Here is a 24,749-nt window from a genome sequence, read left to right as displayed (position 1 = left end):
ATCAGGAGGAGGGGTGGCGCGAGGGTGGTCAGAGAAGTATGGAAAAAGACTTCTTGGATCCATCCTTTTTTCTTTGAATTCTCGAGGCTCCATATGGCCCACAGGGATGTATTCAGAAAAAGAGCTTTTTTCTCCACATTTCTGACAAACTTTTAAATCTGTAGGGGCGTAATAAGCGTCCCGTGGTATGCCCATACAAAGGCTTATAGAGGAGTATTCAGATTTAATATGAATTTGCTGACATTTGGGGCATTCATAGAGGTTGAAATGGTTAATACGAGTCATATTAATTTCCTAGACTTTATTTCTCTCTCTGATTTTTTCATGGTCTTAGTAAAGCCATTGTTGCATCAATCTTTTACTGGGTGGTTAGAGTCGAATTCTCAAGCTTATTGAGCCACGCGTCAGCACCAGGCGTTGCGCTCTTAGCTGTTGTACTCAAACATTCAGTCTTGGGATTCACCTGAGTGCTTCTATTGAGAGATTCGCCATTAATGTTGGTTGGCATTATGCGGATATTGGGGTTAAGATCTTATTTAAGGCGCTTAGAAATATCTTCTGCGCTATCTCGGTAATAGACTTGTAATTGATTAATGTCTTTATGCCCAATCATTTTGGCTAAAGACAGTATGTCTATTTGCTTAGCCAATTTAGTGCAAGCATTTGCCCGAGTATCGTGAAAATGCAGGCCAGTAATTCCCGCTTTCCGTTTAGCCTTCCCAAAAAGCGCGTCCCTTTGGTTGTCGGTAATATTGAAGCAAGTGTCAGCCTCTTTTGGCAGCAGACTTAGTATTCTCAAAGCTTCTGGCGTTAATGGCACTTGACGCTTAGCGCTGGCAGTTTTCCCATCTTTAATATTGGCAACGCTGCCTTTGACGTTCTTCCACTCCAGGCGCACAATTTCACCAGAGCGCATGCCCGTTTCAATGGCAAAGAGCATGGCATATCCCACTCTGGCGGTTACTGTTTTAGGAATGCCATCTACGCCCAGCGTATAGGTAAGCAGCTCAATTTCTTTATCGGAAAATAATCTATCCCTTGGTGGCGCATCTTTAGGCCTCTTAACCCCATCTAAAGGGCTCTTGGAAATCCACTTCCATTCATTGATTGCTACATTGATTGCAGCGGAAAGCAAGATCCATTCCCGACGTACTGTGCTTTCAGCCACTTTCTTTAATCTGCTATTGCGCCACTTGGCAAAATCATCTGCGCTCAGGTTGGCCAGCTTGACCGAGTAAATCGGCATAGTTGCCAATCGCTTAATCAGGCGCTTTTCCCAAATTTCCCCTTTATGTTTTGGTGATTCCTCTAGCGCGTACCGCTCTAGTAGTTTGCCGAACGTGACAGCCTTCACTTGGCCTCTTTGACCCGACTGGATTTCCGACTCGATTTGGGTTGCCCAGGCTTGAGCCTCTGCCTTAGTAGGGAAGGTGGCAGATTGCCTCACTCCCAGCTTAGTGACTACTGCACGCCAGTTTCCAGATCGTTTTGTAAAGGTAGCCATTTGGTGTAATTGTGGTGTAGATTTGGTGCAATAGTAACGATTAAAACGGCACAAATCAAGACAAATAAAGACTTAGCGTGAATATTAAAAAACCCCGTAAAATAGGGCTTAGAAGCTTATAAGTACGGGGTTTAGCGGGTTAAAACAGGGTAATTTTTGGTGCCCAGGAAGGGACTCGAACCCCCACAACCTTACGATCGCCAGCACCTGAAGCTGGTGCGTCTACCAATTTCGCCACCTGGGCATACGACTATTATAGAGGGGTAGGCGGTTTTGGGTTTTTTCAGCTCCATTTAGGCTTTTTCCCATCAGACTTAGTGGTTTGATACAGTAGCCTTATTCATAACAATAATAGATATCAGCAGCTCAATAAGGCAGGAAATGCCAAAGGATTTAAATGCGTAAAGCAAAAGAAGTGATGCTTCGTGAAGCGGATCGTTTAGGAACGGTTCAAGGGCATCGAGATGGTTTTGGATTTGTGATTCCCGATGATGGTGGCGAAGATATTTTTCTCTCCGAAAGAGAAATGTCTCGAGTCATGCATGGCGACAGAGTCAATGTCAGGGTGCTGGGTACAGATCGACGCGGTCGCCCAGAAGGGCAAATTGTCGAAGTTGTATTGCATGCAAATAAGGTGGTTATTGGTCGGCTATTAAACGAGAACGGCGTTCTCATTGTTGCCCCTGAAGATAAGCGCATCGGCCATGACATTTTGATACCCCCCAAAGGGCAAGGACAAGCGAAGCTAGGTCAAGTAGTCAGTGTAGAAATTATTGATTACCCTGATAGTTATCGCCAGGCTGTGGGCCGAGTGGTGGAGGTTTTAGGGGAAATCGATGATCCTGGTATGGAAATCGAGATTGCTGTTCGTAAGTACGGCGTCCCTCATGAGTTCTCTGCGGCCGCGATGAAAGAAGCGGCAGCCCTTCCTGATGTAGTCCAGCAAGAAGATCTTGAGGGCCGTGTTGATCTGCGTGATGTGCCTCTTGTTACCATCGATGGTGCAGATGCACGCGATTTTGATGATGCGGTGTATTGTGAGCCGGTGATGTATGGCAAGACAAAAGCATGGCGATTAATAGTTGCTATTGCTGATGTCTCTCATTACGTGAAGCCTGGCCACCCCTTAGATGATGAAGGCTTGTTACGCGCTACCTCTGTGTATTTCCCTAGAAGAGTGATTCCGATGTTGCCTGAGAAGATCTCTAATGGCCTTTGCTCGCTCAATCCCAATGTAGATCGTTTATGTATGGTGTGCGATTCTGTAGTGGATAACAATGGTGTGGTGCTGGCGTATCAATTTTATCCAGCGGTCATGCATTCCGCACAGCGCTTTACTTACGATACCGTCTGGGAAATTCTCTCTAATAGTAAGGGGCCTGAGGCTGCTCGATTTGCCCAGTTCCGTCCTTTATTAACCAATTTATATTCTCTCTACAAAATTTTTCTTGCAGCACGTGAAAAGCGTGGCGCTATTGAGTTTGAGACGACCGAGACGCAAATCATTAGCAATGAGCTAGGCAAAATTTTGCGTATTGAGCCCCGTATTCGTAATGATGCACATCGCCTAATTGAAGAGTGCATGTTGACAGCGAACGTCTGTGCTGCTGACTTTATTGAAAAAAATAAACATCTTGGCCTATACCGAGTCCACGGCGAGCCCTCTGAAGAAAAACTCGTGACCTTACGCCAAGTATTAAGAACTTCAGGTTTATCTTTAGGCGGCGGCGAAAAACCCAAGCCACGTGATTTTGCGAAGTTGATGAAAGAGATCAAAGACCGACCAGATGCCAATATGTTGCAATCTGTTGTTTTGCGATCAATGCAGCAAGCAATGTATCAACCTGATAACGAAGGTCATTTCGGCTTAGCGTATCCAGCTTACTCACATTTCACGAGCCCGATTCGGCGCTACCCTGATTTATTGACGCATCGTGTCATTAAATCTATTTTGCAAAAAAAGCCTTATGTGCCAGTCTTGCCGCCCAAGGTTCCTCTCAATCTTACCTTGCCTCGCAAAGGTAAGGGCAGGGAGAATGCTGTCAATGCCAAAAAATCACAAAGTGATGCTAAAGCAGGAATGGCGAAAGGATCAAAACCAGTCAAAGGGGCTAATGCTGCTTTACCTATATGGGGTCAATTGGGCGTTCATTGCTCATCTAATGAACGTCGCGCAGATGAAGCCTCGCGTGACGTGGAGGCATGGCTAAAGTGCTATTACATGCGCGATCATCTTGGGCAAGAATATGCCGGCACCATTACTGGCGTCGCTAATTTTGGATTATTTGTGCAGCTAGAGAACCTTTTTGTAGAGGGTATGGTTCACGTCACTGAATTAGGTGGTGATTATTTCCAATACGATGAAGCACGGCAGGAATTACGGGGTGAGCGAACTGGTATTCGTTATCGATTGGGTGACCGAGTCCATGTTCTAGTGAGTCGCGTTGATTTAGATGCACGCAAAATTGAATTTAGTCTGATGAAAGGTTCTGGTTCTGACGGCGGTACAGCGTCGAGTCGACGTCAGTTGTTGCTTGATGCTGATGGCGGAAGGCCAAATAAAAAGGCAGCCTCTCATAAAAGTAGACCATCACATAAGGTTCCTCAAAAACCCAGTGGTGTGAATGTCAATGCGGCAAAATCTGCCGGTACTTTAGGTGTCACTCAAGCCAAGAGTAAGGCTAGTCGGAAAAATAGTAAGGCCGGCAAACCCACTAGATCAGTTGGTAAGCCTGCTAGTACTAAACCACCAGTTCGTAAAACCAAGGCAAGACGAAAGTAATTGGCTAAAGAAAAGAATGAGATGAAGCAAATATTAGTAGGATTTCATGCGGTACAAGCACGTTTGCGTGTGGATCCCGATAGTCTGAAATCAGTGTATTTTGATTCAGGCCGTCGCGATCGACGTATGGGTGATTTTTTAAAGCAGGCCGAAGAAATTTTGGGCGAACGACTCCACGCAGCAGATGCAGAGCGTTTGCAAAAGTTAACTGGTCACGACCGCCATCAAGGAGTTGTTGCGTTGGCAGAAAAGATGACGGTTGCCCGCTCGATTTCTGAGGTAATAGAGGATGTGGAGGGTGAACAGAGAAAGCCTTTGTTCTTGATATTGGATGGCATAACCGACCCCCATAATTTTGGAGCATGTCTACGGGTTGCCGATGGGGCGGGCGTTGATGCAGTCGTGACCCCGAAGGATCGTTCTGCCTCGATTAATGCCACGGTGAGTAAAGTTTCCAGTGGCGCTTCAGAAGTTATGCCAGTTATCACGGTAACCAATCTTGTGCGCAGTATGAAAGAAATGCAGGATGCAGGTGTATGGCTCATTGGCACTGATGATGAGGCCACAAAATCGATTTACGACATAGATCTCACAGGTCCTATTGCGATTGTGATGGGCGCTGAAGGAGAAGGTATGCGCCGGCTTACCCGTGAAACCTGCGATGAGCTTGTGAGGATACCGATGCAGGGTGTGGTATCTAGTTTGAATGTTTCTGTTGCAAGTGGCGTATGCTTATATGAAGTATTAAGACAACGTTTAGTAAAAAATCACTAGAGAGGTTGCTATGAAATGCAATATGGGTCACACAGATCGTGTTTTGCGCATGACCGTTGGCGTTACTTTGATGGGTTTGGCAGGCTTTGGTATTACTGGACCATGGGCTTGGATTGGGATTATTCCCTTGCTAACAGGAATGATGGGTAATTGCCCAGCCTATTCTTTGCTTGGTATTAATACTGCCAAGAAGTAGGCCAATGCGTATTGCTAGCAATTTAGTTTGCTAGCAATTCCTCCAATTTTTCTGTATCGATACAGAAATTACGAATACCTTCGGCCAATTTTTCGGTTGCCATAGCATCATTGTTTAGCTGCAGTCGAAAGGCAGATTCATCAAGCTTCAATGGCACAATATTTTCTTCGCTCAAAGCCTTTTGGGCATTCGCCGCATCTAATTTTTTACTTACAAGATCGTTGCTAGCGCTTAACTGGGTTAATAATTCTGGGCTGATAGTCAGTAGGTCGCACCCTGCTAACTCCAAAATCTGGCTGGTATTACGAAAGCTCGCACCCATGATCTCGGTAGGGATGCCAAAATGCTTGTAATAGTGAAAGATACGTTTGACAGATGTCACCCCGGGATCATTAGGGCCGCCATTGCTGACATCGTTCCATGCGCTTCCCAATTTTGCTTTGTACCAATCCGTAATGCGACCCACAAATGGTGAAATCAATTGCGCATTCGCTGCTCCGCAGGCAGCAGCTTGTACTAAAGAGAAGAGCAGGGTCATATTGCAATGAATGCCTTCTGTCTCTAATTGTTTTGCGGCTGCAATTCCTTCCCAAGTCCCTGCTAGCTTGATCAAAATTCGCTTACGATCAATACCGTGAGATTCATATAAGGCAATGATGTGTTTGGCCTTAGTAACCGTCGCCTTAGTATCAAATGAAAGGCGGGCATCCACTTCTGTAGAGACTCGTCCAGGAACAATTTTTAGAATCTCCAATCCAAAAGCAACCAAGATGTAGTCGACTAATTCAGTAGCACTTAAATTGGGATGAGCCGCTTTTACAGAACGTACCAGGGATTGATAGTTGCTCTGTTGGGCAGCTTTGAGGATAAGGGAGGGATTGGTAGTTGCATCTTGCGGCGTAAATGCCTGCATACGCTCAAAATCACCTGTATCAGCCACAACAGTAGTGAATCTTTTTAGCTGCTCTAGTTGAGTGGTTCCTGCGGTGGCACTATTCATGGTTTGATCTGTAAATGGCTAAAAAAACGGTTCTTTAGTAAGTTTCTGCCCAATATCATATGATAGACGTATTAATTAACGGGTTCTAGTAAAGGCAATTTGTAGATATATGAATCAGGATCAACTGAAGCAAATGGTGGGAGAGGCTGCAAAAGATGAAGTTTTAAAACTTCCTGCCGGACAAATTTTGGGTATTGGAACCGGCTCTACAGCAAATTGCTTTATTGATGCTTTAGCGCCCCACAAAGATCATTTTGTTGGTACCGTGTCTAGCTCGAATGCCACAACAGAACGTTTATTAAAGCATGGCTTTAAAGTGCTGGACCCAAATCTTGTGCAGAGTCTTCCGGCTTATGTTGATGGGGCAGATGAGATAGACCCTGCCGGCAATATGATTAAAGGAGGTGGTGGAGCGCTGACCCGCGAAAAAATTATCGCTTCTATGGCTAAACAATTTATCTGTATTTGCGATTCCTCTAAGCAAGTGGCAGTTTTGGGGAACTTTGCGCTGCCAGTAGAAATTATTCCGTTAGCAAAAGGTGTAGTCACCAAAGAGCTAGAGAGATTAGGTGGAAAAGTGACTTTGCGCCTAGCTAAAAGTACTCGTGCGGATTTGAATCAAACTCCTAGTGAACCGTTTGTGACTGACAATGGCGGATGGATTTTGGATATTGCCGGACTATCCATAACTGATCCAGTCAAGCTGGAGTCACAGATTAATCAAATTGCAGGCGTCATCACTGTGGGCTTATTTGCGAAAGAAAAGGCCGATGTTTTGCTGGTAAGTAATGCAACCGGCGTGAGTCGACTGACTTTTTCATAATCAGTAAACATCAGAATCGATAATAAAAAACCCGACGGGGTATGCCCATCGGGTTATTTGCCATGATATGCATGGCGCAGGCACTCGGAAGATGTATCGTTCCTTAGCCTATAGGCACAGAGATGCGCCTATTGGGTAATGGCTTTCGCCAATGTGGCGGAGCACGATGACTGCCTCACCACGCTTACATCCTATGCCTGAGTTTTTAGGGTGTCAATACCCTAAATGGATTATTCCGCTGGGGGTACGTATCCCTGTGCTGTATCGGCACCACCCTCGAAAAAGTATTTTTCAACTTGCTTTAAAAGGTATTGGCGAGCGCGGGGATCGGCCATATTGAGGCGATTTTCATTAATCAGCATGGTTTGTTGCTTTAACCAGCCTGCCCACGCCTCTTTCGATACTTGATTCCAGATTTTTTTGCCAAGCTCACCAGGAAGCGGGGCAAAATCTAATCCCTCTGCTTCTTTGTTGAGTTTGATGCATTGAATCATTCTTGCCATCTGTAATGCCTTTCTTCAAATACTTTTCTTTTAGAGATCTTTAGTCAATACCATCGACTTACGATCCCAGTTGTAGATTTGCTTTCTTTCTTCTGGGAGGTCGTCAACGGTTGCTCGCTTGAAGCCACGCTTGAGAAACCAGTGTTCAGTTCTCGTGGTGAGTACAAATAATTTTTTGATGCCTTCTTGTTTAGCTCGCATTTCTATACGCTTAAGAAGGCGCTCGCCATCACCAGAGCCTTGCGCATCAGGATCAACGGCAAGGCACGCTAATTCTCCAACGCCATTAGGGAATGGAAAGAGGGCGGCACAACCAAAGAGCACGCGGTCATGCTCAATCACAGAGAAACGTTGAATGTCACGTTCAATGACATCTTGTCCGCGAGCAGCCAAGATGCCTTCTTCTTCAAGGGGCATCGTTAATTGCAAAATACCACCAACATCATCTTGATTGGCTTCACGTAAATTTTCAATATCAGATGAAGCTAACATCATGCCGATGCCATCATGGGTAAAGAGCTCTTCTAATAGAGCGCCATCTTGATTGCATGGCAAGAAGTGCACCCGGCTTACGCCGGCGCGTATTGCCCTACCTGCAGTATTGAGCATGCTCTTCATGCCCAAATCGAGATCTTTATTTTGGGCAACATAATCTTGTAACTGCGGCATCGATAGTTCAGTAATGAAATCACCTTCACTATCTTTTAGCCCAGAAAATGGGCTTAAGAAAATGAGTTTATCTGCTTTCAGGGCAGCCGCTGTAGAGGCAGCAACATCTTCATACGCAAGATTGAATGCTTGACCGGTTGGCGAGAAACCTAGAGGGGAAAGCAAGACGATCTTATTGCTATCGAGCGACAATTTAATGGATGTGGAATCCACTTTGCGTACCAGACCCGTATGGACATAATCGACGCCTTCTACTACGCCAACTGGCATAGCAGTAATGAAGTTTCCTGAAATAACAGAAATACGTGAGCCAGCCATTGGTGTATTAGGAAGGCCGCGACTAAATGCCGCTTCAATATCTAAACGTAATTCTCCCGCAGCTTCTTTGACGCACTCCAGTGCGGCAGCGTCAGTAATCCGATAACTATGCATAGCGCTTTTACCGAATTTACTTTTAATCTTGCGCAGCATCAGTTGCTCTTCAATCTGCGGCCGGATACCATGTACTAGCACGATACGCATGCCCATGGCATGCAACATCGCAATATCTTCAATCAGATTTTCAAGGCCGATTTCCTGAACAAGTTCGCCAGCAAAAGCGATGACAAAGGTCTTTTCGCGAAAGCTATGAATGTAAGGTGCGACATCGCGCAACCAGCCTACGAAGGGGAAGTTGGAGGTAGATTCTTCAGCGCTTTGGGCCGGGTTTGGTGCATTTGTTGGCATAGTGAGAAAATTATAGGGTGCAAGAGCCTATAAACCAACAAAAACCCAAGTCAATGTCGCAAGCTGTGCCTTCTTCCAACACGGGAAGGCGTCCTAATATCGACTTTCCGGAGCAATTGCCGGTCTCGGGCCAGCGACAAACGATTAAGGAGGCCTTGCAGAGCCATCAAGTTGTGATTGTGTGTGGTGAAACGGGTTCAGGTAAGACTACTCAGTTACCTAAGATCTGTTTAGATCTTGGTCGAGGCGTAATGAATGGTGGCAGACTCATTGGACATACCCAACCTAGGCGCATTGCTGCTACCGCAACGGCAAAACGCATAGCCCAAGAACTCGGCACACCCATCGGTCAAGATGTGGGTTACCAAGTTCGGTTTGCGGATAAAACCAGTCCAAGCGCATCCATCAAGTTAATGACGGATGGCATTTTGTTAGCAGAGACGCAGCGCGATCCGCAACTAAAGGCATATGACACGATCATTATTGACGAGGCGCATGAGCGTAGCCTGAACATTGATTTTCTTTTGGGTTATCTACGACAGTTGCTGCCAAAGAGGCCCGATCTTAAGCTCATTATTACCTCGGCAACGATTGATGCTGCGCGTTTTGCTGAGCATTTCACGATCAATGGCAAAGTTGCTCCAGTCATCGAAGTCAGCGGCAGATTATTTCCGGTCGAGCAGCGTTACGCACCCTTGGAGGGAGATGCAAAGCCAGGCGCTAAACCTAATTCAAAGAATGAATCGAAAGCCGCTAGAGAACTGCCAGAGGCGGTTGCCGAGGAAATTGCCAAGGTTTGGCAAGAAGGGGCTGCTGGCGCGGGAGATGTTTTGGTGTTTTTGCCTGGTGAGCGCGAGATTCGAGATTGCGCGGAGGCGCTACGCAAGGATCATGTATTGCAGCAACGCTTTCATCCCGAGGTGCTTAGTCTATTTGCACGTCAGTCAGTAGGAGAGCAGGAGAGAGTATTTGCGCCGGGTAATGGAAGACGCATCATCTTGACGACCAATGTCGCCGAAACGTCACTGACTGTCCCCAATATTCGGTATGTCATTGATAGTGGTTTAGCTAGAGTCAAGCGCTACTCCTATCGCAATAAAGTTGAGCAATTACAGATTGAGCCCATTTCGCAAGCAGCTGCAAATCAAAGGGCGGGACGTTGTGGTCGTGTTGCCGATGGTATCTGTGTGCGCTTATACAGTGAACAAGATTTCCAAAGTCGCCCGAAATTTACCGACCCAGAAATTTTGCGCAGTTCTCTAGCAGCAGTTTTGCTACGAATGAGTGCATTGCGTTTGTCCAAAATTCAGCACTTTCCTTTTATCGATAAGCCCCTGGGGAGAGCGATTGCCGATGGCGTTCAATTGCTCGACGAATTGGGCGCAATTGAATTTGAGGAAAACCCATCTACTGTGGATAAAGATCCGCAGCATCACTTTAAGCTGACGCAGATAGGTAAACAACTTGCGGATTTGCCATTAGATCCTCGGATCGGCAGAATGTTACTTGCTGCAAAAGAGCAAAATGCACTTAAAGAAGTCACCATCATAGCCTCTGCGCTTGCTACGCAAGATCCGCGGGAGCGTCCTATGGACCAGGGTGCTGCAGCAGATCAGGCACATCTCCAGTTTGCTGATGAGCGCTCTGAATTTTTAAGTTTTGTGAAACTGTGGAATTGGTATCAGGATGCCTTGCAGCACAAACATAGCAATCGCCAACTAGAAAACTTATGTCGTAGCAAATTTTTATCTCCGCGTCGTCTGCGAGAGTGGCGTGATGTTCATGGGCAATTGCATACGATGTTAGGTGAGAAGGGTTGGAAGGAGAATGCCACCCCGGCCACTTATGAGCAAATTCATTTGGCATTGCTCACGGGGTTATTGGGCTACGTTGCTAAAAAAGAGGAAGATGACAAGTCACAAGACCGCAATAGCAAAATAGGGGGTTACCTTGGTGCTCGAGGTATTCGTCCCTTCATATGGCCAGGATCGACCATTGGTAAAAAAGCTGGTGCATGGATTTTGGCGGGCGAACTTCAAGAGACCAATCGTATGTATGCCCGTACGATTGCCAAAATTGAGCCGCAATGGGTTGAGAAAGTTGCTGCACATCGCCTAATAAAGTCACTGAGTGACCCATTCTGGGATGCTCGGCAAGGTGAAGTGATGGCTTTTGAGCGCGGCACTCTATATGGGCTACCAATCTATCACGGACGACGAGTACGTTATGAGCCCCACAACCCCGCAGAAGCACGGGAATTATTTATTCGACAAGCACTCGTTCAAGAAGAGTTGTTTGGTCGCATGGATACGCCAGCATTGCAGAGAGAAACTGAGGCGGATGCGAAGAGAAAATACCCAGGGCTAGCTAAATTCTTTTGGAATAATCACCGCCTTATAAAAGAGATAGAGGCCTTAGAGCACCGTTCACGACGGCCAGATGTATTGGTAGATGATGAATTGTTATTTGCTTTTTATGATTCACGCATTCCTGATAATGTTTGCAATCGAGAAGACCTGCTGTCTTTGCTAAAAAAGAATCCTGAACTAGATTCACAGCTCGGTTTGCAAAAGTCAGACCTCATGCGTCACGAGGCGGCAGGCATTACTGTGGATCGATATCCAAAGACCATTAAGGTCGGCGGAGCTGAGCTGAACCTGACTTACCATTTTGAGCCTGGCAGTCCAAAGGATGGCGTGACCTTGGTAGTGCCGCTTGCTCAGTTAAATCAAGTGGATGGGCGTCGCTGTGAATGGTTAGTACCGGGGATGTGTGAAGAAAAGATTTTGCTCTTACTAAAAACATTGCCACAGAAGTTAAGACGCCATTGCGTTCCACTGCCTGACTATGCCAAGTCTTACTTGGAGCGAAAGATCAATGCCAATCAATTTGGCGTAGGTGACTTTCTGGACAGTTTGATTGAAGACATCCGCAAGGAGCGCGGCCTTGAAATTAAGCGTACGGATTTTCGGTTTGAAGCACTACCACCGCATTCTTCAATGAATTTTCGTTTGATTGATGAGCATGGTCGTCAACTAGAACTCGAGCGTAATTTATCGCGCTTGCGTGCTGAGTACGGCCAAACAGCGCGAGATGCTTTCCAGGCGGTAGCCCAAGAGGTGGCGCAAACAGAGTTGGGGGTCGAAGTAGGTCGCACAGTAAAAGGAAATCAAACCGAAGTAGCAAATGCTGCTCGCAAGGTAGAACAGGGCGGCTATCGTACGTGGGAGTTTGGTGAACTTCCTGAGACATTAGAAATTCAGAAGGGTGGCAAAACCTTGTTTGGTTACCCAGCATTAATTGATCGTGGCGATTACTGTGATTTAGAGGTATTTGATGATGTATTGGAGGCTCGCCAACAGCATTTAATGGGGCTGCGTCGCTTATTTGCACTGAGCAATAAAGATACGCTAAAGGCATTGCAGAAACAATTGCCAGGTATTCGTGAGTTAGGCTTGCTGTTTATCAATATTGGCTCAGTTGAAGGATTAATCGAGCAAATTCTCAATGTAGCCATCGAGCGTGCATTCATGGCAGAGCCATTGCCGAACAATGCTCCACAGTTTGCCGAACGCTTGCAAGCGGGTAAGCCTCGATTGGCATTAATTGCACAAGAAGTGGCACGCCACGCTTTAACTGCTTTGCAAATGTATGCTGATCTACAGAAGAAGATGGCCCAAGCAAAAGCAGCCTCTCCATCGGCCTATGCTGATATTCAAACACAGGTGCAAGGCTTAATTTCCCCAAAATTTGTTGCGCAGATTCCGTATGAGCAATTGGTGCATATCCCCAGGTACCTGAAAGCGATTGCTCTGCGAATTGACAAGATGCGCTCTAATCCTACGCGCGATATGCAGTGCCAAAAAGATTGGGAATCCGTTGCAAGGCCATGGCAAAAGCTATTTCAAGGCTCAAGAAGCGCCGAGTATGCAGCGAACCAAGACCAGGCTTTAGTCGATTTTCGCTGGCAATTGGAGGAATTAAGGGTGGCTTTATATGCTCAAGAGCTTAAAACCCCAACGCCAATGTCGCTCAAGCGCCTGGAAAAAGTTTTGGCTACTTTGCGCTAAGTCAAATCCACCGTCATTAAGTGGGTATAGGTTCTGTTGTATTGCTTACAATTGATCTATGCATATTTCTATCAAAATTAAAACTATTCCCAATCTTGTCAGTTTTGTTGCTTTTGCTTTGATCGGTACACAAGCAATCGCACAAGCACCTGCTACAGGAGTTGTCACACCAACTGCTGCTCAGCCCAAATTAGCGGTAGTGCTCAATTCTGGAGAGGCATCAGTGAGTTTGATTGACATGCCAACCAGAAAGGTGATCAAAACAGTTCCTGTTGGAAAAGAGCCGCATCACTTAATGATGACGCCGGATCAAAAGACTTTATTAATTGCCAATGCAGCGGGTAATGATGTTGTGTTGATGAATCCTACTACTGGTGAATTGACCGGTAAGATCCCCAATATTATTGATCCTTATCAAATTGGTTACTCTCCAAATTACAAATGGTTTGTTGCCAACGGCAATCGTTTGGATCGAGTGGATATCTATGCGGCTAATGGTGCAGATCTCAAGTTGGCTAAAACAATTAAATTAGCGAAAACGCCAAGCCATATTGCCTTTACCTCTGATAGCAAAATTGCTTTTATTACCTTACAAGACTCCAATCAGCTTGCCGCGATTGATCTAGATACCCAAAATGTGCTTTGGGTAATGCCAACAGGAAATGTTCCCGCTGGTTTATGGATGACTCCTGGAGACCAGTACCTATTGGTCGGTCTTACTGGAGAGGATAACGTACAGGTCATTGATTGGAAAAATCGCAAAGAAGTAAAACGGATATATACCGGTAAGGGTGCGCATAATTTCCGTCCCCTTGGCGACAAGAAACATGTCTTTGTCAGCAATCGAATCGCCTCGACTATTAGTCTGTTAAATATGCAGACCTTGGAAAAGGTGGGCGATATTACTGGTCTCCCATCGGGTCCAGATGATATGGAAATTACACCTGATGGCAAAACGATGTGGGTCACATTTCGATTTGCAAAAAAAGCGGGTGTTATTGACATCCCAACAATGAAACTGGCAACAGTCATTCCTGTAGGCAAATCTCCGCATGGCGTTTTCTTTTATCCGCGGGCCTCTTGGGAGTAAAAAGGATTCTGTGATGAAGCATCAACGCCTCATTTCAATTGCAGCCGCGCTCTTGCTCGGCTGTTTTTCATTGGGAACGACTGTCAATGCGTATGCGCAGGCGCCAAACTGTAATAAAACGGTATATCTCACTTTTGATACTGGCAACATGTCAGTTGCGCAAACTGTTGCTGACATACTCAAGCGTCAAAATGTCAAAGCCACATTCTTTTTAGCTAACGAGAAAACCTTCCGGGGCGATTTTTCATTGGAAGATTCTTGGAAGCCGTATTGGCAAGAGCTGGTGAAAGACGGGCACCACTTTGGTAGTCACACTTATGACCATACTTATTTTGTCAAAGACGGACCTAAGGGCGAGGTTTTTGAAAAGCCCCAATTTGGTCCCAAGGCTGGTATGACGATTCTGTACAACGAAGCGTTAATGTGTAAAGAAATTCGGAGAGTCGATGTACGCTTTCAGGAGTTAACAGGACAATCATTGCAACGTATTTGGCGAGCCCCTGGCGGGAAGACTTCACCGACACTCATTCGGATGGGTGATATGTGTGGATATCAGCATATTGGCTGGGCGCCTGCGGGTTTTTTGGGAGACGAGCTTAGCTCTGATAAGTATCCCAATCAAATTCTATTGGAAAAGGCCAGCCGTCAAATCCAGAATGGTGACATTACGATGGCGCATCTGGGAATCTGGTCCAGAAAGGATCCCTGGGCACCCGCTGTATTAGAGCCTTTGATTGTGAATTTAAAGCAGCGGGGTTTCTGTTTTGGTTTATTACCCACTGCACACAAAAATTTGGCAGATCAGTCAAAATAAAGCATGGATTTAAGTTCAATCATCACTGCGCTATCGGGTGCTTATGGCAGCCTCCAGGAATGGATTTTTTCAACCATTGGGGCGCCATTACTGTATCAATTTGATTTGATGTCTTGGGCTGAAGATGCGTTTGATGGGGTAGATTGGTTTTTGTTTGGTTGCATTCAAATTTTGCTCATCTTGACTGTGCTGCGCACCTGGGAGCGGTTTAACCCAGCAGAAAAGCAAGAGCGCTTTGCGCCATCAACCAAAGCAGATGTGTTCTATACCCTTTTTCATCGTCTTGGCATATTTCATGGCCTGATATTTATTGCGCTGTCGGGCTTCTTTTTTGAAATAGATTCGATCTTGCACGATTTTCGTTTTGATCGCTTCAATGTTGAGTCTTGGTGGCCTGGTGTTACCTCGATACCAGCCGTCAGCTTTTTGGTGTATTTGGTCCTTTTGGATTTTGTAGACTATCTATATCACCGCGCCTCCCATGCATTTAATTGGTGGTGGCAGTTACATGCATTGCATCATAGTCAAACCGTCATGACTGCATGGTCTGACAATCGCAATCATATGTTAGATGACATTATGCGTGCAGTAGTGATGTCATTTTTTGCGCTTCTATTCGGAGTCTCTCCTGGTCAATTTATTGCGCTTGTAGCGCTAAGCCAATTTATTCAAAGCTGGCAACATGCCAACATTAAGGTGGATTTAGGGCCAGCACGATTTCTTTTAATCTCACCCATGTATCACCGTATGCATCATGCAGTGGGCTATGGGCACGAGGCTATCGGCAAGCCAGGCGTGCTTGGAGGGTGCAACTTTGGGGTTTTATTTCCGTGGTGGGATATGATTTTTAAAACAGCAATATTTCCCAAGGCGGTATATCCCACTGGCGTGCGAAACTTCACTGTTTCACAAAATATCATTACGCAGCAATGGCAAGGTTTAGTGCACGCATGCAAAGAGTTGATGCCAAAGTAAACCTAACCAAGTCGTAACACAGGAGCTTATATGGTTGGCTTGCAACAGGTAGTGAAGTCGTTCGGAATGGCGCTTGTGGGCACGATGCATCCCCGTATGCTATGGCTCAGCTTGCGTCCCTTTTTGATTGTTTCTGTTTTGTGGGGCTTACTGATTTGGCTCACTTGGACTCCCGCTCTTGAGGCGTTGAGTATTTTTTTAACGACATCTGCATTTACTAGTTGGATTCAGGATGGGCTGGTTTGGGCGGGATTTGAAAATGCAAGGGCATGGATTGCGCCGCTCTTTTTTGTGATGCTCATTATTCCCTTAATCACGATTAGTTTATTGGTGTTTATCGCATTTTCAACTGTGCCTGCGATTGTGAATACAGTAACGCGTCAACCGGCATATCAGGGATTAGAGTGCAGGCGGGGAGGCGGTGTATTTGGTAGTTTGATTTACACCCTGTGGTCAGCATTTTTATGTTTGGTGTTGGTAATGTTGACTTTGCCAGTGTGGTGGGTGCCACCACTGGTTGCCATTTTGCCGCCATTGCTGTGGGGGTGGCTAACGATGCGATTGATGTCTTACGATGTTTTAGCAAAACATGCGAGCACACAAGAGCGTGATGCGCTTTTGGAAAAGTACCGTTGGCCATTACTGCTGATGGGAATTGTTTCTGGTATGTTGGGCGCTGTCCCCACATTTTTCTGGGCAACATCGGCCTTAGCCTTGGTGCTATTTCCGATAGTGAGTTTTGTGGCCTTGTGGGTGTATTCCATTATTTTTGTATTCGCTGCTCTTTGGTTCTCTTATTTCTTAATAGATGCATTGCAAAAAATGCGGCAAGAAGAATTAGATAAAGCGCTCACAGTGCCTGCGCGTGTGATTGACTTGGAGTTGCCGAACCATGGTTGACGCAATGAAAAAAGTAGAGGTTGATGCTCCGGCGTCTAGGCGTTTTGGCTTGATCGTGATTGGTGATGAAATTTTGTCGGGCCGTCGTCAAGACAAGCATCTAAGTAAATTGATTGAGCTTCTCAATGAACGTGGTTTAGGTCTATCTTGGGCAAGATATGTCGCAGACGATCCCGAGCAAATCACTGCAACTCTTAAACAGAGTTTTGCTAGTGGTGACGTTGTTTTTAGTACTGGTGGTATTGGCGCAACTCCAGACGATCACACACGACAATGTGCTGCTTTATCCTTGGGTACAAAATTAGAATTGCATCCAACAGCTCGCGAGTTAATTGCAGGGCGTATTCAGTCAATGGCTGAAGGTGATCCCATTAAGTCAGACCTTAACTCTCCAGAGAACCAGCAACGTTTCAAGATGGGTGAGTTTCCGATTGGCAGTGAAATCATTCCTAACCCATACAACCAGATTCCAGGTTTTCGTATTCAAGAACATCATTTTTTGCCTGGCTTCCCAGTAATGGCAGCGCCGATGATGGCGTGGTGCTTAGATACTCATTACAAAGATCTCTTTCATCAAGAGAATTGGGCGGAGCAAAGCTTTATTGTGCCCAAGGGGATTGAATCGACCTTAACCCCGCTCATGGAGCGAATTGAGGCTAATTTTCCCGGCGTAAAGGTCTTTAGCTTGCCGTCCGTAGGTGATGCCAGCAAGGGTGGGGTGTATGCCCAGCGTCACATTGAGCTAGGCATCAAAGGCAATGCGAATTTGCTCGAAAGTGCTTGGATTGCCCTCAGAACTGGTACCCAAGAGCTGGGGTATGAGATTGTCGACATTAGCTAGTTCTAAATGCACTAAATAGGTGCATATTAAGGAATTTGAGCCAAAATGCCCTCATATTGGGCACTTAATTAGTGCAATAATGAGTGTTCCCCGTTGTTTGCTTCAGTAAATTACATACATCCGTTAGGCATGTTGAATGCCTGGAATAAACAAGGGTGTATGCCTTACGTTTGAATTCCGAGTTTTAGTTTATAGAGGAGAGATGCATGACGAAGACCGTCGCTGATGTGATGAAGTTAGTTAAAGAGAAAGAATGTACTTTCGTTGATTTCCGATTTGTTGATACAAAGGGTAAAGAGCAACACACGACAGTTCCAATCTCTGCTTTTGACGAAGACAAATTTGAGAGCGGTCATGCATTTGACGGTTCTTCTATTGCTGGTTGGAAGGGCATTGAAGCTTCTGACATGTTGTTGATGCCAGATCCAACCGCTGCATACATTGACCCATTTTATGAAGAGCCAACATTGGTTCTGACCTGTGATGTGATCGAGCCATCTGATGGCAAAGGCTATGACCGCGATCCACGCTCTATTGCAAAACGTGCTGAAGCGTATTTGAAGAGCTCAGGTCTTGGCGACACAGCTTACTTTGGCCCAGAACCAGAATTCTTTATTTTTGACGGCGTTCGTTGGGGTGCCGATATGCAGGGCTGCTTCGTGAAGATTGATTCCGAAGAGGCTCCATGGTCATCAGGTGCAGAAATTGAAGGCGGTAACACTGGTCACCGTCCAGGTAAAAAGGGTGGTTATTTCCCAGTTGCTCCAGTAGATACCTTCCAAGATATGCGTTCAGAAATGTGCTTGATTCTCGAGTCATTGGGCATTCCTGTTGAAGTGCATCACCATGAAGTTGCTGGCCAAGGTCAAAACGAATTGGGTACTAAGTTCAGCACATTAGTACAGCGTGCTGACTGGACTATCTGGCAAAAGTATGTGATTCAAAACGTTGCTCATGCCTATGGCAAAACAGCAACCTTTATGCCTAAGCCAGTAGTTGGTGATAACGGTTCTGGTATGCACGTTCACCAATCTGTTTGGAAGAATGGTGAGAACCTATTTGCAGGCAATGGTTACGCTGGTTTGTCAGAGTTCGCGCTCTACTACATCGGCGGCATCATCAAGCATGCACGTGCATTGAATGCAATTACTAATCCAGGTACAAACTCATACAAGCGTTTGGTTCCAGGCTTTGAGGCGCCAGTGAAGTTGGCATACTCTGCACGTAACCGTTCTGCTTCTATTCGTATTCCACACGTTTCTAATCCAAAGGGTCGTCGTATCGAAACTCGCTTCCCAGATCCATTGGCTAACCCATACTTGGCATTCTCTGCCTTGTTAATGGCAGGTTTGGATGGTGTGCAGAACAAGATTCATCCAGGTGAAGCAGCGGATAAGAACTTGTATGACTTGCCACCAGAAGAGGATGCAAAGATCCCAACCGTTTGCCATAGCTTGGATCAAGCTTTGGAAGCCTTGGACAAAGATCGTGAGTTCTTGACTCGTGGCGGTGTATTTACAAATTCAATGCTCGATGCGTATATCGCACTGAAGAATGAGGATGTCACACGTTTCCGCATGACAACTCATCCAGTTGAATTTGATATGTACTACTCCCTGTAAGCGAAGGAGAGAACTTGAGCGCAGATTTGTTGCGCAATTCGTTCAAGGGAGCAGCTTCGGCTGCTCCTTTTTTTCCGACATTGCTCGATCAGATGCCGAATGCCATCGTGGTATTTGAGGCTGAGAACCAACATTTGGTTTATGTGAACCCGGCTGCCGAGTCAGCTTTAGATCTTTCACGTAAAGCACTTGAGGGTCAATCTGTGCAGGATTTATTTGGTGATAACGCTGCGTTAAGTGCCATGATTGCCGAGGTAAAAGGCGGCCATGTCTTGGCTCAGCGTCAAGAGATGGTATTGGATTCATTACCTGGGAGCATTCATCATGAATCCATTCCGGCTCATGTGGTCGTAGCGAGCCTTGAAGACCCGACACTCATCATGATGGAGTGGTTTCCCATTGATCAGCAATTGCGCAGTGAACGTGACGAACGTGTTACTCAGCAAGTCGAAGCAAATAAGCAACTGATGCGTAACTTGGCCCATGAAATCAAAAATCCCTTAGGCGGTATTCGTGGAGCAGCGCAGTTGTTGGAGTTTGAGTTATCTGAAAAAGGCTTGCGTGAATATACGCAAGTCATCATCAAAGAGTCTGATCGATTGCAGACCCTCGTGGATCGACTGTTAGCGCCACATCGCAAGGCGCATGTCATAGAATCCTTTAATGTACATGAAGCGCTCGAGCGCGTGCGCAGTTTAGTGTTGGCCGAGTTCCCCAAAGGATTACGCATTATCCGCAATTACGACACGAGCTTACCCGAGATCATGGGTGATCGCGAGCAATTGATTCAGGCAGTGCTCAATATTGTCCATAACGCTGCCCAAGCGCTATCTGAAGAAATTAGTCAGGGTAGCGCTCAAATTGAATTAAAAACCCGCGTTGCGAGATCAGTCACGATAGCCAAGAAGCGTTATAAGTTGGCAATGGATTTGCATGTCATTGACAATGGCCCTGGCATTCCAGAGGAGATGATAGACCGCATCTTTTTCCCTTTGGTCTCAGGGCGCGAGGGAGGTAGTGGTTTGGGTCTGACTTTGGCTCAAACTTTTGTTCAGCAGCATCGCGGCTTTATTGCTTGTGATAGTCGTCCTGGACGCACAGATTTTCATATACAAATACCATATCGTAGTCAGGAGAAAGCATCATGAAACCAATCTGGATCGTTGACGATGATCAATCTATACGTTGGGTTTTAGAGAAAGCCTTAGCGCGAGAGAACATCCCGCACAAGAGCTTTTCTAATCCAAATGATGTGTTGAATGCACTGGAAAAAGAGACTCCGCAAGTATTGATTTCAGATATTCGCATGCCCCGTGGCAACGGCTTAGATTTATTGCAGCATGTCAAAGTAAGTCATCCGCATCTACCCGTCATCATCATGACTGCTTTTTCAGATCTAGATTCAGCGGTCTCCTCATTTCAGGGGGGTGCATTTGAGTATCTAACCAAACCTTTTGATGTTGAAAAAGCAGTTGAACTGATTCATCGTGCAGTAGAGCAGGGTATTCGTAGTGAGTCTGGCAATAAGGAAGCGGCGGCTTGGAGACAAGAATCGACTGAGATTATTGGGCAGGCGCCTGCCATGCAAGAAATTTTTCGAGCCATTGGACGCCTTGCGCAATCCCATGCCACCGTTCTCATTACTGGAGAATCTGGTGCAGGAAAAGAGTTGGTGGCGCATGCCTTACACAAACATAGCCCCAGGGCAAAAGGTCCTTTTGTATCACTCAGTACTTCGGCTGTGCCAAAAGATTTGTTGGAATCCGAGTTATTTGGGCATGAACGCGGGGCTTTCCCTGGTGCGCAAACATTGCGACGGGGGCGTTTTGAGCAAGCTGATGGCGGTACCTTATTTTTGGGTGAGATAGGCGATTTGCCTTTTGATTTACAAACCCGCTTACTGCGCGTCTTAACCGATGGACATTTTTATCGAATGGGTGGTCAAGATCCCATTAAGGCAAACGTGCGCATCATCGCCTCAACCCATCAAAATCTTGAACAACGGGTTGCAGCGGGTACGTTTAGAGAAGATTTAATGCATCGACTTAATGTCATTCGTTTACGCATGCCATCATTGCGCGAAAGAAGTGAAGATATTCCAATCCTGGCAAGACATTTCATGCTCTCTTGCGCTAAATCTCTTGGTGTTGAGCCTAAAAAACTCTCAGATGAGGTGCTCAAAGAAATCAGTGCTATGCCATTTCCTGGAAACGTTCGTCAGTTAGAAAATCTATGTCATTGGTTAACTGTTATGACGCCTGCAAGCGTGATTGGTGTCGGTGATCTGCCCGCAGATATTGTCGCGCAAGCTAGTGAGCAACCTGTGGTGCTGCATGGCGAATCTTCTCCAACAAACCCTGTTCTAGCAAAGTCCACTGCAAGTGATTGGGAAAGTGGGTTAGGGCGCTTGGCAGTCAAGATGCTGCAAGACGGTGACAAAGAAGTCTACGATGCACTATGTTCTCGTTTTGAGAAAGCCGTATTGCAAGCAGCTCTAGAGGTCACTCGTGGTCGCCGTGTTGAGGCAGCTCAGCGTTTGGGTATAGGGCGCAACACGATTACTAGAAAACTGCAGGAATTGGGCATAGATGACTGATTCCATTCGCATTGCGGCATGGAATGTGAACTCTTTAAAGGTTCGTCTTCCACATGTTCTGCGCTGGTTAAAAGATCAGGAAAGTAAAGGTCAAGCAATTGACGGCCTTTGCTTGCAAGAACTGAAGCTGACCGATGATAAATATCCGCATGCTGAACTGGAGGCGGCTGGCTATTTAAGTCTTGCTGCAGGCCAAAAAACCTACAATGGAGTAGCTATCATTGCACGTAAGGCTGCTTTAGCGGCAATTGCAAGTGATGCAGCAACAACATTTCTCAAGCCTACTCGCAATATGCCTCATTTTGAAGATGAGCAGCAGCGCATTCTGGCCGCCACAATTCCCTTTGCTGGTATGCAACCGATTCGCTTGATCTCAGCTTATTTTCCCAATGGTCAATCGCCCGATAGTGAGAAATTTGCTTACAAACTCAACTGGCTCAAATCTTTGCAGTCTTGGTTAATAGAAGAACTTGAGCAGAATCCACGCTTAGCATTATTGGGGGATTTCAATATTGCGCCGGCAGATGATGATGTTCATGATCCCAAGGCCTGGGAAGGTCAAAATCTCGTTTCTCCTCAAGAGAGGGCGGCATTTCAAGCGTTGACCGATCTGGGTCTACGTGATTCATTTCGTATGTTTGAGCAAGCCCCCAAACTCTATAGTTGGTGGGACTATCGTATGATGGGTTTTCGCAGAAATGCGGGGTTACGAATTGATCACATCTTGCTGAGCAATGCCCTGCAAGAAAAATGTGAAGCGAGTGTAATAGACAAAGAACCAAGAACCTGGGAGCAGCCGTCCGATCATGCTCCTGTGATTGCTACGATTGCAAAATCGTAGACATACAGCGGTTGGTAGCGCAATCTATGATGCCCATTTTGTATTCGTATCGTAGATGTCCTTATGCCATGAGAGCACGCATGGCTCTGCATTACGCAGGCATTGTTGTGGAGCACCGTGAGATTTCTCTTCGCGAAAAACCGCAGTCCATGTTAAAGGTTTCTCCCAAAGGAACTGTACCCGTTCTTTGCTTGCATGATCGCATCATTGATCAAAGTATCGATATTATTCACTGGGCATTACAGCAGAATGATCCATATGATTGGATGCAGGCCGATCCCATGTTTGCTCGGGGATGGATGGAAAAAAATGATGGTCCATTCAAAAAAATACTGGACCAATATAAATATCCCAATCGCTTTCCTGAGCTCGATCAGCGGGAAGTGCTTCATCAGGCTCGCGTGGTCATGTTAGATCCCCTTGAGGCAGTATTACAAAATCATTCTTACATCATGGGCAGCAAAACCACATGGGTGGATATTGCTATATTTCCATTTATTAGGCAATTTTCCATGGTCAATATCGAGCAATTTTCTGCATTACCACTGCCCGCTACTCAGGCTTGGTTAACGGAGCAACTAGAATCCAAATTATTTCAGGCGGTTATGGTGAAGTATCCAACTTGGACGGATAGCATTAAATAAAAGCGGTTGCCTTTTTAGTATAGTAATAGCTATACGCATCCTCATCATTCACTGGAATTTATGAAAAGAAATTTTGTATACCTTGCTTGCACACTTGTTTTGGGATTATTTGCTAGTGCTGTACAAGCAGATCCCCCGGTGGCACCGTTTTATGAAGACGTGATCAAAATGAGTCCAAGCGGTAAGCTTGGGCAGGTAATGAAAAAGGAAAAGATTGGCACCTCCATCAAAGGTGCGCAGGCTTGGAAGATTGCATATGTTTCCTCTGACGTTGCGGGGCGAAAACATCTGGTAACGGGTTTGGTGGTTGCGCCATTAGGTGTCGCTCCAAAAGAGGGTAGGCCAATTATGGCTTGGGGGCATGGCACAACAGGTGCCGCGCAAAATTGTGGACCTTCTCAAGTTTTAAACCCCGCAGTGCCATTAAATGAATATTTTCTGATTGGCGGTAACTCATGGACGGATTACGGAATTCCCAGTATTGAGGAATTTATTAAAGAGGGTTACGTTGTCGTTGCTACAGACTATCAAGGCTTAGGCGGAGGGGGCGATCATCAGTATGCCCTTGCAGCAAGCAATGCGATGGATATGATTGATTCTGCAAGAGCTGCTAGCTCAATGAAAGAGACGGGCGCAGGAAATAAAACAATTGTCTATGGCTGGTCCCAGGGTGGTGGTGCCGTTCTAGCGGCAGCGAGCATGCCTGAGTATCTCAATAAAAAAGGCACTGTTGCCGATCATCTTGAGCTAGTTGGTGTGGTAGCTCTGGCCCCGCATGATATTGCCATCATGTTGCCTAATGCTACTACTAATGAAGACAATGCCAAAAAATCGTTAGATGGTCTTATCAAAATGTTCACTGGAAATGTGTTTGATTTTTCTCATATGGCAATGAGTATGTGGGGTGTTAGGGCCAGTGATCCTCGTCTGAATTTGACGGATATTTTCACGAACGATGGGGCAAAAGTACTTGATGAAGTGATTCGCAACAAGTGCATGCATGCTGTAGCTGATACGTTAAATTTTAATTTCAGCAATCAGTACAAAGCGCTTTTAAAAGATCAAATTACCAACCCTTTAAATTGGACTAAGGCAATGGTTAAGGGTAGTGTGAACCCAGTCAAGCCCGTTGCTCCCGTAGTGATTTATTGGGGCAATAAAGACACTACGAATCCTCCTATTATGGGTAAGCTTTATCAGGATCAAATGTGTCAAATGGGTGGCAATGTGAATCGTGTGCAATTGCCAGGAGATCAATCGCACTTCACCACGCCAGGATCTTCTGCGCCACTCTATCGCACTTGGATTAAAGAGCGTCTAGAAGGCAAGCCTGCATTGAATAATTGTCAGCAGGGATCAACACTACCCAGCTAATGAAT

At 45.9% G+C, this 24,749-nt stretch carries 21 protein-coding genes and 1 tRNA gene; 16 read left to right on the top strand and 6 right to left on the bottom strand.

Features of this window, described 5'->3' with window-relative positions; translation table 11 throughout:
• The 3 genes from KIH43_RS03805 to KIH43_RS03795 all read right to left on the bottom strand — a co-directional run.
• Positions 1–285 (bottom strand): hypothetical protein (locus KIH43_RS03805; protein WP_297717890.1); only part of this gene is annotated, 285 nt, incomplete at its 3' end.
• Between the two features lie 247 nt (positions 286–532).
• Entirely contained in the window at positions 533–1,504 is a 972-nt protein-coding gene (locus KIH43_RS03800; RefSeq protein ID WP_297717887.1) for a site-specific integrase, read from the bottom strand.
• 157 nt (positions 1,505–1,661) lie between these two features.
• Positions 1,662–1,748: transfer RNA gene (locus tag KIH43_RS03795), tRNA-Leu, on the bottom strand.
• Between the two features lie 153 nt (positions 1,749–1,901).
• Here KIH43_RS03795 and rnr point away from each other — a divergent pair.
• From rnr to KIH43_RS03780, 3 genes are read left to right on the top strand one after another with little or no spacing between them, the layout of a single operon-like run.
• Positions 1,902–4,286 carry a ribonuclease R gene (gene rnr, locus KIH43_RS03790; protein ID WP_297717884.1) on the top strand — a complete coding sequence of 795 codons (2,385 nt, stop codon included), beginning with the start codon at positions 1,902–1,904 and terminating at the stop codon, positions 4,284–4,286.
• Positions 4,287–4,307: 21 nt separating this feature from the next.
• Positions 4,308–5,060 (top strand): 23S rRNA (guanosine(2251)-2'-O)-methyltransferase RlmB, encoded by a 753-nt coding sequence (gene rlmB / locus KIH43_RS03785; RefSeq protein WP_297717880.1) that lies wholly within the window; start codon positions 4,308–4,310, stop codon positions 5,058–5,060.
• 10 nt (positions 5,061–5,070) lie between these two features.
• The gene (locus KIH43_RS03780) at positions 5,071–5,256 is read left to right on the top strand and encodes a DUF2892 domain-containing protein (RefSeq protein WP_297717877.1); all 186 of its coding nucleotides are present in this window, start codon (positions 5,071–5,073) and stop codon (positions 5,254–5,256) included.
• A gap of 22 nt (positions 5,257–5,278) precedes the next feature.
• On the opposite strand, the gene tal is transcribed toward KIH43_RS03780, so the two are convergent.
• Entirely contained in the window at positions 5,279–6,256 is a 978-nt protein-coding gene (gene tal / locus KIH43_RS03775; RefSeq protein WP_296968852.1) for a transaldolase, read from the bottom strand.
• A gap of 109 nt (positions 6,257–6,365) precedes the next feature.
• Between tal and rpiA the strand changes: the two genes are divergently transcribed.
• Positions 6,366–7,079: a ribose-5-phosphate isomerase RpiA gene (rpiA, locus tag KIH43_RS03770; protein ID WP_297717874.1), complete on the top strand. Its 714-nt coding sequence runs from the start codon at positions 6,366–6,368 to the stop codon at positions 7,077–7,079.
• Positions 7,080–7,309: 230 nt separating this feature from the next.
• On the opposite strand, the gene KIH43_RS03765 is transcribed toward rpiA, so the two are convergent.
• Complete coding sequence (locus KIH43_RS03765; protein WP_296968848.1) at positions 7,310–7,582, bottom strand: oxidative damage protection protein; 273 nt, start codon at positions 7,580–7,582, stop codon at positions 7,310–7,312.
• A 30-nt stretch (positions 7,583–7,612) separates the two neighbouring features.
• A complete protein-coding gene (gene argA, locus KIH43_RS03760) occupies positions 7,613–8,977 on the bottom strand; it encodes an amino-acid N-acetyltransferase (RefSeq protein ID WP_296968846.1) in 1,365 nt (454 codons plus the stop codon).
• A gap of 53 nt (positions 8,978–9,030) precedes the next feature.
• Between argA and hrpA the strand changes: the two genes are divergently transcribed.
• The 12 genes from hrpA (at position 9,031) to KIH43_RS03700 (ending at position 24,744) form a co-directional block, all read left to right on the top strand.
• The gene (hrpA, locus tag KIH43_RS03755) at positions 9,031–13,047 is read left to right on the top strand and encodes an ATP-dependent RNA helicase HrpA (protein ID WP_297717870.1); all 4,017 of its coding nucleotides are present in this window, start codon (positions 9,031–9,033) and stop codon (positions 13,045–13,047) included.
• 58 nt (positions 13,048–13,105) lie between these two features.
• Positions 13,106–14,137 carry a cytochrome D1 domain-containing protein gene (locus KIH43_RS03750; RefSeq protein WP_297717868.1) on the top strand — a complete coding sequence of 344 codons (1,032 nt, stop codon included), beginning with the start codon at positions 13,106–13,108 and terminating at the stop codon, positions 14,135–14,137.
• 13 nt (positions 14,138–14,150) lie between these two features.
• Positions 14,151–14,951, top strand: a complete 801-nt coding sequence (locus tag KIH43_RS03745; protein ID WP_297717865.1) for a polysaccharide deacetylase family protein — start codon at positions 14,151–14,153, stop codon at positions 14,949–14,951.
• 3 nt (positions 14,952–14,954) lie between these two features.
• Positions 14,955–15,926: a sterol desaturase family protein gene (locus tag KIH43_RS03740; RefSeq protein ID WP_297717862.1), complete on the top strand. Its 972-nt coding sequence runs from the start codon at positions 14,955–14,957 to the stop codon at positions 15,924–15,926.
• A 30-nt stretch (positions 15,927–15,956) separates the two neighbouring features.
• Positions 15,957–16,826: an EI24 domain-containing protein gene (locus KIH43_RS03735; protein ID WP_297717860.1), complete on the top strand. Its 870-nt coding sequence runs from the start codon at positions 15,957–15,959 to the stop codon at positions 16,824–16,826.
• Positions 16,819–17,667 carry a molybdopterin-binding protein gene (locus KIH43_RS03730; RefSeq protein WP_296968835.1) on the top strand — a complete coding sequence of 283 codons (849 nt, stop codon included), beginning with the start codon at positions 16,819–16,821 and terminating at the stop codon, positions 17,665–17,667. Before KIH43_RS03735 ends, KIH43_RS03730 begins: the two co-directional genes overlap by 8 nt.
• A gap of 206 nt (positions 17,668–17,873) precedes the next feature.
• Positions 17,874–19,289 carry a type I glutamate--ammonia ligase gene (glnA, locus tag KIH43_RS03725; RefSeq protein ID WP_297717857.1) on the top strand — a complete coding sequence of 472 codons (1,416 nt, stop codon included), beginning with the start codon at positions 17,874–17,876 and terminating at the stop codon, positions 19,287–19,289.
• Between the two features lie 80 nt (positions 19,290–19,369).
• A complete protein-coding gene (glnL, locus tag KIH43_RS03720) occupies positions 19,370–20,437 on the top strand; it encodes a nitrogen regulation protein NR(II) (RefSeq protein WP_297717896.1) in 1,068 nt (355 codons plus the stop codon).
• Positions 20,434–21,885: a nitrogen regulation protein NR(I) gene (ntrC, locus tag KIH43_RS03715; protein WP_297717853.1), complete on the top strand. Its 1,452-nt coding sequence runs from the start codon at positions 20,434–20,436 to the stop codon at positions 21,883–21,885. The genes glnL and ntrC overlap by 4 nt, the downstream gene beginning before the upstream one ends.
• A complete protein-coding gene (gene xth / locus KIH43_RS03710; RefSeq protein ID WP_296968829.1) occupies positions 21,878–22,726 on the top strand; it encodes an exodeoxyribonuclease III in 849 nt (282 codons plus the stop codon). The genes ntrC and xth overlap by 8 nt, the downstream gene beginning before the upstream one ends.
• A gap of 26 nt (positions 22,727–22,752) precedes the next feature.
• Positions 22,753–23,370: a glutathione S-transferase gene (locus KIH43_RS03705; protein WP_297717850.1), complete on the top strand. Its 618-nt coding sequence runs from the start codon at positions 22,753–22,755 to the stop codon at positions 23,368–23,370.
• Positions 23,371–23,430: 60 nt separating this feature from the next.
• Complete coding sequence (locus KIH43_RS03700; RefSeq protein ID WP_297717847.1) at positions 23,431–24,744, top strand: lipase family protein; 1,314 nt, start codon at positions 23,431–23,433, stop codon at positions 24,742–24,744.
• Positions 24,745–24,749: the final 5 nt, after the last annotated feature.

It is taken from the genome of Polynucleobacter sp. (assembly GCF_018500155.2).
In the GTDB taxonomy this organism is placed as follows: Bacteria; Pseudomonadota; Gammaproteobacteria; order Burkholderiales; family Burkholderiaceae; genus Polynucleobacter.
The sequence above is the reverse complement of the archived record's forward strand: the minus strand, read 5'-3'. Positions and strand labels throughout refer to the sequence as shown.

Coding starts and splice junctions, on each gene's coding strand:
- tal (WP_296968852.1), bottom strand. CDS start 6,256: ATGAATAGTGCCACCGCAGGAACCACTCAACTAGAGCAGCTAAAAAGA.
- rnr (WP_297717884.1), top strand. CDS start 1,902: ATGCGTAAAGCAAAAGAAGTGATGCTTCGTGAAGCGGATCGTTTAGGA.
- glnA (WP_297717857.1), top strand. CDS start 17,874: ATGACGAAGACCGTCGCTGATGTGATGAAGTTAGTTAAAGAGAAAGAA.
- KIH43_RS03730 (WP_296968835.1), top strand. CDS start 16,819: ATGGTTGACGCAATGAAAAAAGTAGAGGTTGATGCTCCGGCGTCTAGG.
- xth (WP_296968829.1), top strand. CDS start 21,878: ATGACTGATTCCATTCGCATTGCGGCATGGAATGTGAACTCTTTAAAG.
- KIH43_RS03740 (WP_297717862.1), top strand. CDS start 14,955: ATGGATTTAAGTTCAATCATCACTGCGCTATCGGGTGCTTATGGCAGC.
- KIH43_RS03800 (WP_297717887.1), bottom strand. CDS start 1,504: ATGGCTACCTTTACAAAACGATCTGGAAACTGGCGTGCAGTAGTCACT.
- rlmB (WP_297717880.1), top strand. CDS start 4,308: ATGAAGCAAATATTAGTAGGATTTCATGCGGTACAAGCACGTTTGCGT.
- KIH43_RS03765 (WP_296968848.1), bottom strand. CDS start 7,582: ATGGCAAGAATGATTCAATGCATCAAACTCAACAAAGAAGCAGAGGGA.
- rpiA (WP_297717874.1), top strand. CDS start 6,366: ATGAATCAGGATCAACTGAAGCAAATGGTGGGAGAGGCTGCAAAAGAT.
- KIH43_RS03745 (WP_297717865.1), top strand. CDS start 14,151: ATGAAGCATCAACGCCTCATTTCAATTGCAGCCGCGCTCTTGCTCGGC.
- KIH43_RS03780 (WP_297717877.1), top strand. CDS start 5,071: ATGAAATGCAATATGGGTCACACAGATCGTGTTTTGCGCATGACCGTT.
- KIH43_RS03700 (WP_297717847.1), top strand. CDS start 23,431: ATGAAAAGAAATTTTGTATACCTTGCTTGCACACTTGTTTTGGGATTA.
- KIH43_RS03705 (WP_297717850.1), top strand. CDS start 22,753: ATGATGCCCATTTTGTATTCGTATCGTAGATGTCCTTATGCCATGAGA.
- KIH43_RS03735 (WP_297717860.1), top strand. CDS start 15,957: ATGGTTGGCTTGCAACAGGTAGTGAAGTCGTTCGGAATGGCGCTTGTG.
- ntrC (WP_297717853.1), top strand. CDS start 20,434: ATGAAACCAATCTGGATCGTTGACGATGATCAATCTATACGTTGGGTT.
- argA (WP_296968846.1), bottom strand. CDS start 8,977: ATGCCAACAAATGCACCAAACCCGGCCCAAAGCGCTGAAGAATCTACC.
- hrpA (WP_297717870.1), top strand. CDS start 9,031: ATGTCGCAAGCTGTGCCTTCTTCCAACACGGGAAGGCGTCCTAATATC.
- KIH43_RS03750 (WP_297717868.1), top strand. CDS start 13,106: ATGCATATTTCTATCAAAATTAAAACTATTCCCAATCTTGTCAGTTTT.